We start from the raw sequence: 13,543 nt of genomic DNA, 5'->3' as shown, positions 1-13,543 counted from the left end.
CGGCGAGCGTAGGCGGGGATCGGGTCCCTCGCCGAGGGAGTCCGGTGACAATGGCTGCATGGCCATGGAACCGCGCGTCACAGGCACTGTCCTGAGCCACCCCGATCAGTACGACGGCGAGCGCGACGTCGTCGTGACGACCGATCCGGGGCTGTCGGACTACAAGAACCGCAAGGCCCGTGAGGCCTGGGCGGAGTTCTTCGCCGACCCGTGGCCGCTGCGATCCCTGGGATTCGTCGGGCAGGTGACGCCTTTGGTCTTCGATTCGCTTGCGGCGCAGACCGGCTTGGTGAGGCTCGAGATCACGTGGGGCCGGTACTCGGCCCTTCACGTCCTCGAGGGAATGACGAAGCTCCGCCACCTCTGGCTCGGCGGCGCCACGGCAGTCACCGACCTGTCGCCGCTCACTCGGTTGACGAGCTTGCGCGAGCTGCACATCGACGGAGCCAAGCGGGTCACCGACTATTCGCCGCTCGGTGACCTCGTGGCACTCGAACGGCTGTCCGTATGGGGGAGTGCCAACGGCGGTCCGCGCTACGACGCCGACTCGATCGCCTTCCTGCCCCGCCTGACGAAGCTTCGCGAGCTGCGGTGGAACCCGCGTGTCCTCAGCGGCGACTACGCCCCGCTGCTCGAGATGACGCACGTCGAGGAGATCGCGCTCCGCGGAGTCAGGGGAATGAAGCCGAGCATGGTCGACCTCGAGTGGGCCTTGCCGGGGCTCGCGAAGTGGCTTCGCGAGGAGCGGGAGCACGTGGCTGTCGGCTTCTCGACCGACGGCACGGTCGAGTACCTGTGGACCGACATCACCGGGCGGACTCGGATCACTGCCGAGCCGCCCTCGCACTACGTCCCGAACCCGGACGGTCCGCCTCCGATCGACCCGCTGCTCGACGACGAGTAGCCGGACTCGGTCATCACGTCCGCGGGGGCCGGATCGGCGGGTGGGTGCCCTTGGGTTCCGCTCGCGAGTCTCGACATCGACGTGAGTCTCGACATTCCCGTCGCCCGGGCAGCGGGAATGTCGAGACACGGGTCCCTGGTTCCCGGGAGTCGGACTCCGCGGTATCACGTATGTGCCCGCGCAGGCTCCTCGTCCGAGCGACTAGCATCGCCGAATGCACCGCATCTTCACCACCAGCTTCGCGTCGGTCTACCCGCACTACGTGACCAAGGTCGAGCGCAAGGGCCGTACGAAGGCGGAGCTGGACGCGGTCATCGAGTGGCTCACGGGGTTCGACGAGGCGACGCTCGCCAAGCACCTCGAGGCGGAGACCACGTTCGAGGACTTCTTCGCCGCCGCTGACCTGAACCCGAACGTGACCCTCATCAAGGGCGTGGTGTGCGGGGTTCGGGTCGAGGAGGTCGAGGACCCGCTGATGCAGAAGATCCGCTACCTCGACAAGCTCGTCGACGAGCTCGCGAAGGGCAAGGCACTGGAGAAGGTCCTGCGGGCCTGACTCCACCCGGTGTCGGTCGACGCCGTTTATAACGGTCGTCATAGACTGCCGGGCATGCGCGAGCTCAATCTGTTCTCCGCCGGCGACCTGCGCTGGGTCGACAAGCCCGACCCGACGTTGCGAACACCGCGCGACGCCATCGTGCGCCCGTTCGTCGTGAGCCGGTGCGACGGCGACACCCTGCCGATCCACCGCAAGGTGTCGCGCGCGATGCAAGCCGGGCTGAGGGCTGGCCTGATCGACCCCGCGGTCGGCCACATCTGCGGTCCACTCCCGTTCGCGGGGCCCTTCGCGATCGGGCACGAGTGCGTCGCGGAGGTCGTCGAGGTCGGCGACGCCGTGGAGTCCGTACGGCCGGGCGATCATGTCGTCGTGCCGTGGTCGGTCTCGTGCGGGCACTGCGGTCCGTGCCGGCGTGGCCTCACGTCGAAGTGCGAGACCACACGGGCCGCGGCCGGCGGTGAGCGGACGCTGTCGGCGTACGGGTTCGGTCCGGCGAGCGGGGAGTTCGGCGGGATGGCGAGCGACCTGGTCCGCGTCCCGCACGCCGACGCGATGCTCGTGCCGCTGCCTACCGGCCTCGATCCGCTCCGGGTCGCAGCCGCATCGGACAACCTGAGCGACGCCTGGCGCACGGTCGCACCCGCGCTGCGAGACCGGCCCGACGCATCGGTGCTCGTCGTCGGCGGGGGAGCGCGGTCGATCGGTCTGTACGCGGCGGGGCTCGCGGTCGCGCTCGGCTCGCCCCGGGTGGAGTACGTGGACGTCGATCCGACCCGGCTCGCGATCGCGGAGTCCCTCGGTGTCGCGGTCCGGGAGCGTCCACGGCGTCCGCGCGGCGGCTTCGGCGCGTACGACGTGGTGGTCGAGGCGTCGAGCTCGAGCCCCGGCCTGCGCGCAGCCGTACGGTCGACTGCGCCGGGCGGTGTCTGCACGGCGGTCGGCTACTACGTCGGGACGGCCACCGGCGTGCCGCTGATGCACATGTACGCCACCGACATCACCCTGCGGCTCGGGGTCTCGCACCCGCGTGCCGTGCTGCCGGAGCTTCTGGACTGGATCGCCGCGACGGGCTTCCCGGCGGAGCGGGTCACGACGGAGCTCGCCGACTTCGATGACGCACCCACCGCGTACGCGGCCAGGACCACGAAGCTCGTCCTGCACCGCGCGCCGCTGGGATGACGCACGCCGCTCGCGGGGACGTGATGCGCTCGGGATGAGGCGGTCCGGAGCGCTCTAACATAGGCGAACGCGCCCCCACCTCTGTCAGACGTGAGTGAGAGCCGCGAAACCGAGGGAGAGCACCATGCACATCTGCTTGACCTGCGCGGTGGAGTACGACGAGCCGCTGCCGGACGTGTGCCCGATCTGTGCCGACGAGCGGCAGTACGTCCCCGCCGACGGCCAGCGGTGGACCACGCTGGCGGAGCTGCAGCTGGCTGGGCAGACGCTGTCCTGGCGTGATCGCGAGGCGAGCCGTGCCGAGATCCGGGCCGATCCGGGGGTCGGGATCGGCCAGACCTCCCAGCTCGTGACGACGGACGCCGGCTCCCTGCTGTGGGACCCGGTCGGCTACGTCGACCACGAGACGGTCGCGCGGATCCGCGAGCGCGGTCCCGTCATCGCCGTCGCCGCCAGCCACCCGCACATGTTCGGTGCGCAGGTGTCGTGGGGCGAGGCGCTCGACGCCCCGGTGCTCGTGTGCGAGCCGGACGCGCAGTGGCTCGGCCGCACGTCGGACCGGATCGAGCTCTGGGACGGCGACCACGCGCTCGCTCCGGGCTTGAGCCTGCATCGCGTCGGCGGTCACTTCGTGGGCGCGGCGGTGGCGCTGTGGGCCGACGACGAGAACGGGCGCGGGCTGCTGATGAGCGGTGACACGGTGTTCCCGAACCCGGACCGCCGCACGCTCGGCTTCATGCGCAGCTACCCGAACAAGATCCCGCTCTCGGCGAACGTCGTCGCCGCCATCGCCGAACGGCTCTCGGCGTTCACGTTCGACCGGATCGTCGGCAACTTCGGCAATCTGATCGACGGGGACGCGAAGGCGGTCCTGCAGTACTCCGCCGAGCGGCACATCGCCTGGGTGCGCGGCGACCACGACGACGAGACGGGGCTCGGCGGGGGCTGAGGCGTCTCGATCCTCGCTTCGCTCGGCCTCGACGCGCGGGAGGGGTCGCTTCGCTCGGCCTCGACGAGCGGGAGGGGTCGCTTCGCTCGGCCTCGACGAGCGGGGAGGGGCCGTCAGACGCCGCGGACTGCCTTCTGGGCGTCGACGGTCTCGCGGATGGCGCGCTCGAGTCCGCCCATGGAGACGCGTAGCGCGGCGATCTCCTCGTCGGTCATGCGCTCGAGCAGCTCGCGGGACTGTTGGAGGTGGAAGCTCGCGACCTCCTCGAGCGCATCCTGTCCGGCCTCGGTCGCGCGGAGCCGCCGGGCCCGACCGTCCCGCGGATCGGGCTCCTGCACGAGCAGGTCCCGGTCGACGAGGCGTCCGACCAGCCCCGAGACCGTGGCGGCGCTGACGCCGAGCGTCTCGGCCACGTCGTGCGCCGTGACGGGGCTGCGGTGCACCGCCAGCGTGAGCACCTTGAGCTGCTGGATGGAGAGCTCGCTGGCGACCATCGCGTCGATCCGCAGGTCGGCCGTCAGGCGCTCGACGCGTCCTGTCAGTGCCTCCACCTCGTCGAGGTCGTCCTGTCGCCCCATGGTGCTCCCCGCCCGTCCGTTAGCCGGAGGCTCACTATATAGTTAGTCTCCGGCTAACTATCTTCTGTCCCTGGACCGTCACGTACTGACGAGGAGCTGACCGCGCCCGTGGGCCGTCTCGCATCGTTCTCCCTGCGCAACCGCGCGCTGGTCGCGCTGGCGACCGTGTTCGTCGCCCTGTTCGGCGTCATGTCCGCAGGGGCATTGAAGCAGGAGCTGATCCCGAACCTGCAGTTCCCCGCCGTCGGCGTCGTGGTGCCGTACTCCGGCGCCTCGCCCGAGGCGGTCGAGCAGGAGGTGTCCGAGCCGGTCGAGTCGGCGCTGTCGGGTGTCGACGGGCTGGAGCAGATCGACTCGACCTCGTCCAGCGGCTCCGCGCTCGTGCTCGTCACGCTCGAGTACGGCACGGACCTGGACCGCGCCCAGCAGCAGGTCGAGAGCGCCGTGACCGGTCTGACCACGCTGCCGGACGGCGCGGAGCCGATCGTGTTCGCGGGCGACTTCGACCAGTTCCCGGTGATCCAGCTGGCCGTCACCTCCGACCTCGACGCGCCCGAGCTAGCCGAGCGGCTCGAGCGGATCGCCGTACCGGAGTTCGAGGACATCGAGGGCGTCCGTCAGGTGCAGCTAACCGGGGCCCCGGAAGACCGGGTCGAGATCACCCTGACACCGCGCGCATCCCGCCTCGGGGTGACCGGCGCCGAGGTTGCGCAGGCGCTCGAGACCAACGCGTCCCTCGTCCCGGCCGGCTCGGTCGACTCGGGCGACTCCAGCCTCTCGGTCCAGGTCGGTGCGACGCCGACCACCCTCGAGGAGCTCGAGGCGGTCCCGGTCGCGCTGCCCGACGGCGGTACGCGCCCGCTCGGCGAGGTCGCCGACGTGCAGGTCGCGGAGTCCGCGCCGACCTCGTACTCGAGGACCAACGGCGAGCCGAGCCTCTCGATCGCGATCACCAAGACGCCCGACGGCAACACCGTCGACATCTCCCACGAGGTCGACGAGCTGACCGCTGAGCTGGAGGAGTCGATCGGCGACGGCACCACCTTCACCGTGTCGTTCGACCAGGCTCCGTTCATCGAGAAGTCGATCGAGGATCTCACCACCGAGGGCGGGCTGGGCCTGTTCTTCGCGATCGTGGTGATCCTGCTGTTCCTCTTCTCCGTGCGCGCGACCCTGGTGACCGCGGTGTCGATCCCGCTGTCGCTTCTGATCACCCTGATCGGCCTGCGCCTCGGCGACTACACGCTCAACATCCTCACGCTGGGCGCACTGACCGTCGCGATCGGCCGTGTCGTGGACGACTCGATCGTGGTCATCGAGAACATCAAGCGCCACCTCTCGTACGGCGAGGCGAAGGTCCGCGCGATCACCACCGCGGTCCGGGAGGTCGGCGGCGCGATCACCTCGTCCACCATCGCGACCGCCGCGGTCTTCCTGCCGATCGGGATCGTCGGCGGCCAGGTCGGAGAGCTCTTCCGACCGTTCGCCGTGACGGTGGCGCTGGCGCTGCTCGCGTCCCTCCTGGTGTCCCTGACGATCGTGCCGGTCCTGGCGTACTGGTTCCTCCGGTCGCCGGCGACGACCGTCGACCCAGCCGCGGTGCAGGCCGAGGCGGAGGCGAAGGAAGAGCGCTCGTGGCTGCGCCGCGCGTACGACCCGGCGATCCGCTGGGTCGTCAAGCGTCCCTGGCGGACCGTGGCCGGTGCCCTGGTGATCCTGGTCGCCACGATGGCCCTCACGCCGTTCATCAAGACCAACTTCCTGGGCAGCAGCGGTCAGAACACGCTCACGGTGACCCAGGAGCTCGAGCCGGGCGCTTCGCTCGCGTACTCCGACGAGGCCGCGAGCGGCGTGGAGGACGTGCTGGTCGGGTTCGACGACGTCGAGACCGTGCAGACCACGGTCGGCTCCGGCGACGCGTTCACCGCGGCGTTCTCCGGTGGGGCGACGACCTTCGCCCTCACCCTCGACGAGGACGCGGACGCGGACGCGGCTGCCGACGACATCGAGGCCGCGCTCGCGGACGCTGACGGCGACATCACGGTCACGGCCGGGGACGCCGGGTTCGCGTCCTCGCTCGAGGTGGTGGTCACGGCAACCGACCAGGACAACCTGAACGCGGCCGCGGAGACGGTCGTCGACGCGCTGGCCGACGTCGACGCGATCGGCTCCGTCACCTCCGACGCAGCGCCCGCGCAGCCGATCCTCAGCGTCGAGCCGAGCCCGGAGGCAGAGGCGTCGGGCCTGACCAGCGCGGTCCTGGGGCAGCTGATCGCCCAGGCGCTGTCGCAGCCGCCGATCGGACAGGTCTCGATCGACGGCGAGCAGCTCGACGTCGCGATGGTCACCGGTGCCGAGCCGGCCACCCTCGACGAGCTGCGCGAGCTGCCGGTCTCCGGGGGAGCGACGCTCGGCCAGGTCGCCGAGCTGACCGAGGAGCAGGTCGCCACGGCGGTCACGCGCACCGACGGCGAGCGCACCATCACGATCACGGCCGAGCCGGAGGCCGACGACCTCGGCGCGGTGACCGCGGACGTGCAGGCCGTCCTCGACGACGTCGAGCTGCCCGAGGGCACCGACGTGAGTCTCGGCGGCGTGTCGGAGGACCAGACGGAGGCGTTCGCCCAGCTCGGCCTGGCCCTGGTCGTCGCGATCGCGATCGTCTACACGGTGATGGTCGGGACGTTCCGCTCGCTCGTGCAGCCGCTGATCCTGCTGGTGTCGGTGCCGTTCGCCGCGACCGGTGCTCTGCTCCTGCTGGCGGTCACGGGGATCCCGCTCGGCGTTCCGTCGCTGATCGGGGCGCTGATGCTGATCGGGATCGTGGTCACGAACGCGATCGTGCTCATCGACCTCGTCAACCAGCGCCGCGACGCCGGCGCGGGCATCACCGAGGCCCTCGAGGAGGGCGGCGGGAAGCGTGTCCGCCCGATCGTGATGACGGCGCTCGCGACCGTCCTGGCGCTCACCCCGATGGCCTTCGGGATCACCGGTGGGAGCGCGTTCATCTCCCAGCCGCTGGCGATCGTGGTGATCGGCGGCCTGATCTCGTCGACGGTGCTCACGCTGCTGCTCGTGCCGGTGCTCTACTTGCTGGTCGAGCGGCGCAAGGAGCGGCGGGCGACGAAGCGCGCAGCGAAGCGGGAGGCCAAGCTCGAGGCCAAGGACGCGAAGGCGAAGAGCTCCGGGGCCGAGACCGAGAGCGCGTCGGCCACCAGCAGCTGAGCGGGCGCTCGGGGGCCGCGGTCCCTCCCGTCGCCGCCTCCGGCCCACCGGGTCCGGAGGCGGTGCCGTCTCCGCGTCGAGCCGCACACGGTATCTTGCGCGGACACGGGGGACGAGCGCGAGGGGAGGGCGCCGTGGCGACGCAGACGCACGACCCGGACCAGCCCGTACCGGTGTTCTTCCTCTCCGACAGCACCGGCATCAGCGCGGAGACGATGGGCAACGCGCTGCTGCTGCAGTTCCCGGACCTGCGGTTCGAGCGGACGCTGATCCCGTTCATCACCACCGTCGAGGAGGCCCGGGACGTCGTCGCGACGCTCGACGCCGCGGTCGACCGGGGGATCACCCCGCTGGCGTTCACGACGACCGCGCTCGACGAGGTCCGCCTGGAGCTGCACAAGACGCGGGCGCCGCTGATCGACTTCTTCGACATGCACATGCAGCGGGTCGAGGGTCTGCTCGGCGCCCGGGGCGTACGGGCGCCCGCCCGACTGCACGGCGTCGGCGACATCAAGCGCTACAACAGCCGGATGCAGGCCGTCGAGTACGCGATCGAGCACGACGACGGTCAGAGCGTGCGGTCGCTGGAGAAGGCCGACGTGGTCCTGGTCGCGCCGTCGCGGTGCGGCAAGACGCCCACCACGATGTATCTCGCGCTCCAGCACGGCCTGTTCGTCGCGAACTACCCGCTGGTCGAGGAGGACCTGGCCGACCTCGAGCTCCCGCGCCCGGTCCGCGAGCTGCACGACCGCTGCTTCGGGATCACGACCACGCCGGCCCGGCTCCACGCCGTACGGTCCGAGCGCCGCCCCAACTCCACGTACGCGTCGTTGCCGCAGTGCTCCTCGGAGCTGCGCCGCGCGGAGGCGATGTACCGCGCCCACGATCTCCCGATCATCGACTCCTCGGCCAAGTCGGTCGAGGAGATGTCCACCCTGATCCTGCAGGTGCTCGCCCGCAGGAACCCGTCCGGCCGTCGAGGAGCAGTCCCATGAGCAGCAACGTCCGTTGGTTCGCCGATCTCGGCCTCGCCGACCTCGAGGAGGTCGGGGGCAAGAACGCGTCGCTGGGCGAGATGGTCCGCAACCTCACGAACCTGGGGGTGCGGGTGCCGAACGGGTTCGCGACGACCGCGGAGGCGTACCGGCGGTTCATCGGGGAGACCGGACTCGCCGAGCGGATCAACACGCGGCTCGCCGACCTCGACACCGACGACGTCCAGGCGCTCGCCGACGCGGGTCGCGAGATCCGCGCGTCGGTGATGGCGCAGCCGCTGCCGGCCGACCTGGAGGACGAGATCCGTGCGGCGTACGCGGAGCTGTCCGGCGGTTCGGACGAGGCGTCGTTCGCCGTCCGCTCCAGCGCGACCGCCGAGGACCTTCCGGACGCCTCGTTCGCGGGCCAGCAGGAGACGTTCCTCAACGTGCGCGGCATCGACGCGATCCTCCAGGCGATCAAGGAGGTCTTCGCGTCGCTCTACAACGACCGCGCCATCGCGTACCGGGTGCACCACCAGTTCGAGCACGAGGCCGTGGCGCTGTCGGCGGGCGTGCAGCAGATGGTGCGCTCCGACGTCGGCACGTCGGGCGTGATGTTCACGATCGACACCGAGTCGGGCTTCTCCGACGCGGTGTTCGTCACCTCGTCGTACGGGCTGGGGGAGGCCGTCGTCCAGGGCGCGGTCAACCCCGACGAGTTCTACGTCTACAAGCCGTCGCTGCGGGCCGGACGACCGGCGGTGCTCAAGCGCGGGATCGGCTCGAAGGCCACGAAGATGGTCTACACCGAGGATCGCACGGTCGGCCGTACGACGGAGTTCGTCGACGTGGACCCAGCTGACCGCCGACTGCTCAGCCTGACCGACGCCGAGGTGGAGGCGCTCGCGCGGCAGGCGCTCGTGATCGAGGAGCACTACGAGCGCCCGATGGACATCGAGTGGGGCAAGGACGGGATCGACGGCGAGCTGTACATCCTGCAGGCGCGGCCCGAGACCGTCCAGTCGCGGGCGGCCGCGACCGGGCAGCAGCGGTTCCGGATGAACGAGCGCGGGTCGGTCCTCGCCGAGGGGCGCGCGATCGGCCAGCGGATCGGCGCCGGCGCCGTCCGGGTGCTCGAGTCCGTCGACGAGATGCACGCGTTCGAGCCCGGCGAGGTGCTCGTCGCCGACATGACCGACCCCGACTGGGAGCCGATCATGAAGCGCGCCAGCGCCATCGTCACCAACCGCGGCGGCCGCACGTGCCATGCGGCGATCATCGCCCGCGAGCTCGGCATCCCGGCCGTGGTCGGCAGCGGCGACGCGACGTCGTCCCTGGCGAACGGCCGCGAGGTCACCGTGTCGTGCGCCGAGGGCGACGCCGGCTACGTGTACGAGGGGCTGCTCGACTTCACCGTCGAGGAGACCACGATCGACGCCATGCCCGACATCCCGACGAAGATCATGATGAACGTCGGCACGCCCGAGCAGGCGTTCGCGTTCTCGCGGCTCCCGAACGCCGGGGTGGGCCTGGCGCGGCTGGAGTTCATCATCAACCGCCAGATCGGGATCCACCCGAAGGCGCTGCTCGACTACGACGACCTGACGGGCCCGCTGGCCGAGCAGGTCGGGGAGGCGATCGCGGCGTACCCGAGCGCCCGGGCGTACTTCGTCGACCGGGTCGCCGAGGGCGTGGCGACGATCGCGGCGGCGTTCGCGCCGCACCCCGTGATCGTGCGGATGTCGGACTTCAAGTCCAACGAGTACGCGAAGCTCGTGGGCGGCGAGCTGTACGAGCCGGACGAGGAGAACCCGATGATCGGCTACCGCGGTGCGTCGCGGTACCTGTCGGACGACTTCGCGGAGTGCTTCGCGATGGAGTGCGAGGCGCTCAAGCACGTCCGCGACGAGATGGGTCTCACGAACGTCAAGATCATGATCCCGTTCGTCCGCACGGTCGCGGAGGCGAAGGGTGTGATCGATCTGCTCGGCGAGCACGGTCTGCGCCGCGGCGAGAACGACCTCCAGGTCATCATGATGTGCGAGGTCCCCTCGAACGCCGTGATCCCGGACGCGTTCCTCGACCACTTCGACGGGTTCTCGATCGGCTCGAACGACATGACCCAGCTGACTCTGGGGCTCGACCGCGACTCCGCCCTCGTCGCCGAGTCGTTCGACGAGCGCGACCCGGCGGTCAAGCACATGCTCGGCGCCGCGATCGCGGCCTGCAAGGCGCGCGGGAAGTACGTCGGGATCTGCGGCCAGGGCCCGAGCGACCACCCCGACCTCGCGGAGTGGCTGCTCGAGCAGGGGATCGAGTCGATGTCGCTCAACCCGGACACCGTCGTCGACACCTGGACGCGACTGGCGAAGCTGAGCACCTGACCCGTCCGCGTTCACCCGCCGGTCTCAGGGGCGGTCAGAGCGGGCCGTAGAGCGCGTGGGAGGCTCCCGTGGCCGCCGCCCAGTACCGGTCGCCGTACGACCAGTGCCACCACTCCGGCGGGTAGTTCACCAGGCCTACCGCCTCGAGCGCCTCCGCCATCACACGGCGCCGTTCGCGCGCTGGAGCGGACACGTTCGGCGCGCCGGTGAAGCAGGCACCCGCGCTCTGCTGAGGCGTCGCGTTGAGGGGAGTGCCCAGGTCCAGCTCGGCCCCGTCCACGCAGAGCGTCAGGTCGACTGCGGCTCCGCACGGGTGCGGCGCGACCTCGACGGGGGACACGTGCTTGCTCGCCTCGACCGCGACCTGTCGCGCCGACCACGTCGGCTGATCCCGCTGCACGGTCGACCGGTGGTCGTCGAAGTACCGCGACTGCAAGGCCGCAGGCCGATACCCCTCGACGATGAGCAGGCGCATGCCGCGGGGCAGAAGCGTCTGCGCCTCGCGGACTCGATCCGCGACGCCCTCCCGCAGCCGTACCCAGTCGCCACGCGGATCAGCTTTGCGGTGATCGATGGACAGCCCGGGAACGGCCCGAAGGTCGACGAGGGGCTCGCCCGAGTCTTCGACGGGCACGGCCGCGACCCTGGGGTCGGAGAGCAACAGCACGATCCGACCCTAGAAGAACGCGGGTCCATCGACGACCTGGTCGCGAGTCGGGCGCCGGAAGCGGCGCTAGCCTCGGTGCATGGCCGACACCGATGCGCTCTGGACGATGATCGCCGCGAACCGCTTCGCCGCGCTCGCGACGCTCAAACGCGACGGCCGTCCTCAGATCTCGAACATCATCTACGCGTACGACGCCGACGATCGCACCGCCATCGTCTCCGTCACGGCGTCGCGCGCGAAGACCGCGAACCTGCGTCGCGATCCGCGGGCGAGTCTGTACGTCACCAGTGCCGACCGCTGGAGCTACGTCGTCGCCGAGGGCGATGCGTCGCTCACCGAGGTCGCCGCCGACCCCGACGACGAGGTGGTCGAGGCGCTCGTGGACTACTACCGCAGGCTGTCCGGGGAGCATCCGGACTGGGACGAGTTCCGTCGGACGCAGGTGGCCGAGGGGCGGCTGGTCGCGCGGATCCGGCTCGACCACGTCTACGGCATCCCCGCGCGCGCATGACCAGCCCCGACGGCGCCGACGGCACGAACGGCTCCGGCCGTACGGAGGCGCTCCGTGCGCGCGTCACGGTGGCCACGCCGTCCGACCGTACGACCGTGCTCACGACCATCGTGGCGGCGTTCCGTGAGGACCCGTTGATCCGGTGGTTCTTCCCCGACGACGCCGCGTATCCCACCTACGCCGACGCGTTCTTCGGCGGGCTGTTCGACCGGCGGGTCGAGCACGGCACCATCTGGACGATCGACGGTGCCGCGGTCGCGATGTGGGCGCCACCCGGGTCCGCGGAGGCTGCCGGCGACCCGGTCGCCGACCTCGCCGCGGTCGTCCCGCCGGATGCGCTCGCCCGGCTCGACCGCTACGAGCAGGTGCTGCACCCGGCGATGCCGCCGAAGCCGTACTGGTATCTGGGCGTGCTCGCCACCCACCCGGACCACACCGGGCAGGGTCGTGCTCGCGCGGTGATGACCGAGGGGCTTCGTCGCGCCGCGTCCGACGGGCTGCCCGCCGTCCTCGAGACCTGCAACCCCGCGAACCTCGCCTTCTACCGTCGCGCCGGTTGGGAGGTCGTCGCGGAGGTCGCCGCGCCGGTCCCGACGTGGATCCTGCAGCAGAGCGCGTGACCGGGTGCGGTGAAATCCCGCCCGCGGGAGCGTCCGCGTCCCTACAGTGCAGCCATGCCCCGACCGAGCAGCCATGTCGACGCTGGGTGATCACGCGGGCGGGATCCTGTTCGGGATCGGCTCCGGCGTCTTCGCGTTCGCGATCAGCGTGCCGTGGTCCTGCACCACCGACGGGTCGGCGGCCGCGGTGGAGCGTGACCTCACGATCACCTACGACCCGGGCACGGTGATGTGCAGCAACCTGCTCGGGACCAATGCGTTCACCTACTCGGGCGGCGCGGCGACCGCGGTCGCCTTCTTCGTCGCCTTCGTCGTCTGGGGCGTCTTCGAGGTCGCCGGCCACTGGCGGGACAAGCGCCAAGGGGCGACCTAGCCGGGCCGGCGACGCAGGCGCAGATGCGAGCGCGGCCCTACGTTGGGGGCATGACCGACTCCGACATGCGGACCCGGATGCTCGCCGGCGAGCCGTACCAGGCCGACGATCCGCAGCTGCAGGTCGAGCTGGCGCGCGCGCAGCGTCTCGCGCACCAGATCAACACCACCGATCCGAGCGACTCCGCACGCCTTCGGGAGCTGTACGGCGAGCTTCTCGGCGCGATCGGCGAGGACAGCGAGATCCGGCCGCCGTTCCGCTGCGACTACGGCTACCAGACGTCGATCGGTGCCCGTACGTTCGCGAACTTCGGCCTGGTCTGCCTCGACGTCGCAGCGGTCCGGATCGGCGACGACGTCCAGATCGGCCCGTACGTGCAGCTCCTGACCGCGACCCACCCGCTCGAGCCGGGACCGCGCCGCGAGAAGTGGGAGTCCGCTCAGCCGATCACGATCGGCGACAACGTGTGGCTCGGCGGCGGCGTGATCGTCGGGCCAGGGGTGTCGATCGGCGCGAACACGGTGGTCGGCGCCGGCTCTGTCGTGCTGAAGGATCTCCCGCCGGACGTCGTCGCCGTGGGGTCGCCCGCACGGGTCGTGCGCGCCCTCTGAGTCGGC

Annotated in this window: 13 protein-coding genes; 11 read left to right on the top strand and 2 right to left on the bottom strand. The window is 70.8% G+C overall.

From position 1 onward, the window contains the following. The first annotated feature begins 58 nt into the window (after positions 1 to 58). From CLV56_RS18730 to CLV56_RS18715, 4 genes are all read left to right on the top strand, one after another. Positions 59 to 904 carry a leucine-rich repeat domain-containing protein gene (locus tag CLV56_RS18730; RefSeq protein WP_157805225.1) on the top strand — a complete coding sequence of 282 codons (846 nt, stop codon included), beginning with the start codon at positions 59 to 61 and terminating at the stop codon, positions 902 to 904. Between the two features lie 214 nt (positions 905 to 1,118). Beyond that, positions 1,119 to 1,460 carry a DUF2200 domain-containing protein gene (locus tag CLV56_RS18725; RefSeq protein WP_039347983.1) on the top strand — a complete coding sequence of 114 codons (342 nt, stop codon included), beginning with the start codon at positions 1,119 to 1,121 and terminating at the stop codon, positions 1,458 to 1,460. Positions 1,461 to 1,514: 54 nt separating this feature from the next. After that, positions 1,515 to 2,642 (top strand): zinc-dependent alcohol dehydrogenase, encoded by a 1,128-nt coding sequence (locus tag CLV56_RS18720; protein ID WP_211288197.1) that lies wholly within the window; start codon positions 1,515 to 1,517, stop codon positions 2,640 to 2,642. Between the two features lie 124 nt (positions 2,643 to 2,766). After that, positions 2,767 to 3,591, top strand: coding sequence for an MBL fold metallo-hydrolase (locus tag CLV56_RS18715; RefSeq protein ID WP_039347986.1), 825 nt, complete (start codon positions 2,767 to 2,769; stop codon positions 3,589 to 3,591). 113 nt (positions 3,592 to 3,704) lie between these two features. Here CLV56_RS18715 and CLV56_RS18710 read toward each other — a convergent pair whose 3' ends face one another. Next, a complete protein-coding gene (locus CLV56_RS18710) occupies positions 3,705 to 4,169 on the bottom strand; it encodes a MarR family winged helix-turn-helix transcriptional regulator (protein WP_039347989.1) in 465 nt (154 codons plus the stop codon). A 108-nt stretch (positions 4,170 to 4,277) separates the two neighbouring features. On the opposite strand from CLV56_RS18710, the gene CLV56_RS18705 reads away from it, so the two are divergent. The 3 genes from CLV56_RS18705 to ppsA all read left to right on the top strand — a co-directional run bounded on the left by CLV56_RS18705 (position 4,278) and on the right by ppsA (position 10,755). Beyond that, positions 4,278 to 7,394, top strand: a complete 3,117-nt coding sequence (locus tag CLV56_RS18705; protein ID WP_039347992.1) for an efflux RND transporter permease subunit — start codon at positions 4,278 to 4,280, stop codon at positions 7,392 to 7,394. 134 nt (positions 7,395 to 7,528) lie between these two features. Further along, positions 7,529 to 8,389, top strand: a complete 861-nt coding sequence (locus CLV56_RS18700; protein WP_039347994.1) for a pyruvate, water dikinase regulatory protein — start codon at positions 7,529 to 7,531, stop codon at positions 8,387 to 8,389. Beyond that, positions 8,386 to 10,755, top strand: a complete 2,370-nt coding sequence (ppsA, locus tag CLV56_RS18695) for a phosphoenolpyruvate synthase (RefSeq protein WP_039347997.1) — start codon at positions 8,386 to 8,388, stop codon at positions 10,753 to 10,755. The genes CLV56_RS18700 and ppsA overlap by 4 nt, the downstream gene beginning before the upstream one ends. 34 nt (positions 10,756 to 10,789) lie before the next feature. Here ppsA and CLV56_RS18690 read toward each other — a convergent pair whose 3' ends face one another. After that, positions 10,790 to 11,422 (bottom strand): M15 family metallopeptidase, encoded by a 633-nt coding sequence (locus tag CLV56_RS18690; RefSeq protein ID WP_039348000.1) that lies wholly within the window; start codon positions 11,420 to 11,422, stop codon positions 10,790 to 10,792. 79 nt (positions 11,423 to 11,501) lie between these two features. On the opposite strand from CLV56_RS18690, the gene CLV56_RS18685 reads away from it, so the two are divergent. From CLV56_RS18685 to CLV56_RS18670, 4 genes are all read left to right on the top strand, one after another. After that, positions 11,502 to 11,933 carry a PPOX class F420-dependent oxidoreductase gene (locus tag CLV56_RS18685; protein WP_039348003.1) on the top strand — a complete coding sequence of 144 codons (432 nt, stop codon included), beginning with the start codon at positions 11,502 to 11,504 and terminating at the stop codon, positions 11,931 to 11,933. Continuing rightward, entirely contained in the window at positions 11,930 to 12,553 is a 624-nt protein-coding gene (locus tag CLV56_RS18680) for a GNAT family N-acetyltransferase (RefSeq protein WP_100415429.1), read from the top strand. Before CLV56_RS18685 ends, CLV56_RS18680 begins: the two co-directional genes overlap by 4 nt. 73 nt (positions 12,554 to 12,626) lie before the next feature. Continuing rightward, complete coding sequence (locus tag CLV56_RS18675) at positions 12,627 to 12,926, top strand: hypothetical protein (protein ID WP_039348007.1); 300 nt, start codon at positions 12,627 to 12,629, stop codon at positions 12,924 to 12,926. 50 nt (positions 12,927 to 12,976) lie between these two features. Then, positions 12,977 to 13,537 (top strand): sugar O-acetyltransferase, encoded by a 561-nt coding sequence (locus CLV56_RS18670; RefSeq protein WP_039348009.1) that lies wholly within the window; start codon positions 12,977 to 12,979, stop codon positions 13,535 to 13,537. Positions 13,538 to 13,543 lie beyond the last annotated feature (6 nt).

It is taken from the genome of Mumia flava, assembly GCF_002797495.1.
GTDB classification, from domain to species: Bacteria; Actinomycetota; Actinomycetes; order Propionibacteriales; family Nocardioidaceae; genus Mumia; species Mumia flava.
The sequence above is the reverse complement of the archived record's forward strand: the minus strand, read 5'-3'. Positions and strand labels throughout refer to the sequence as shown.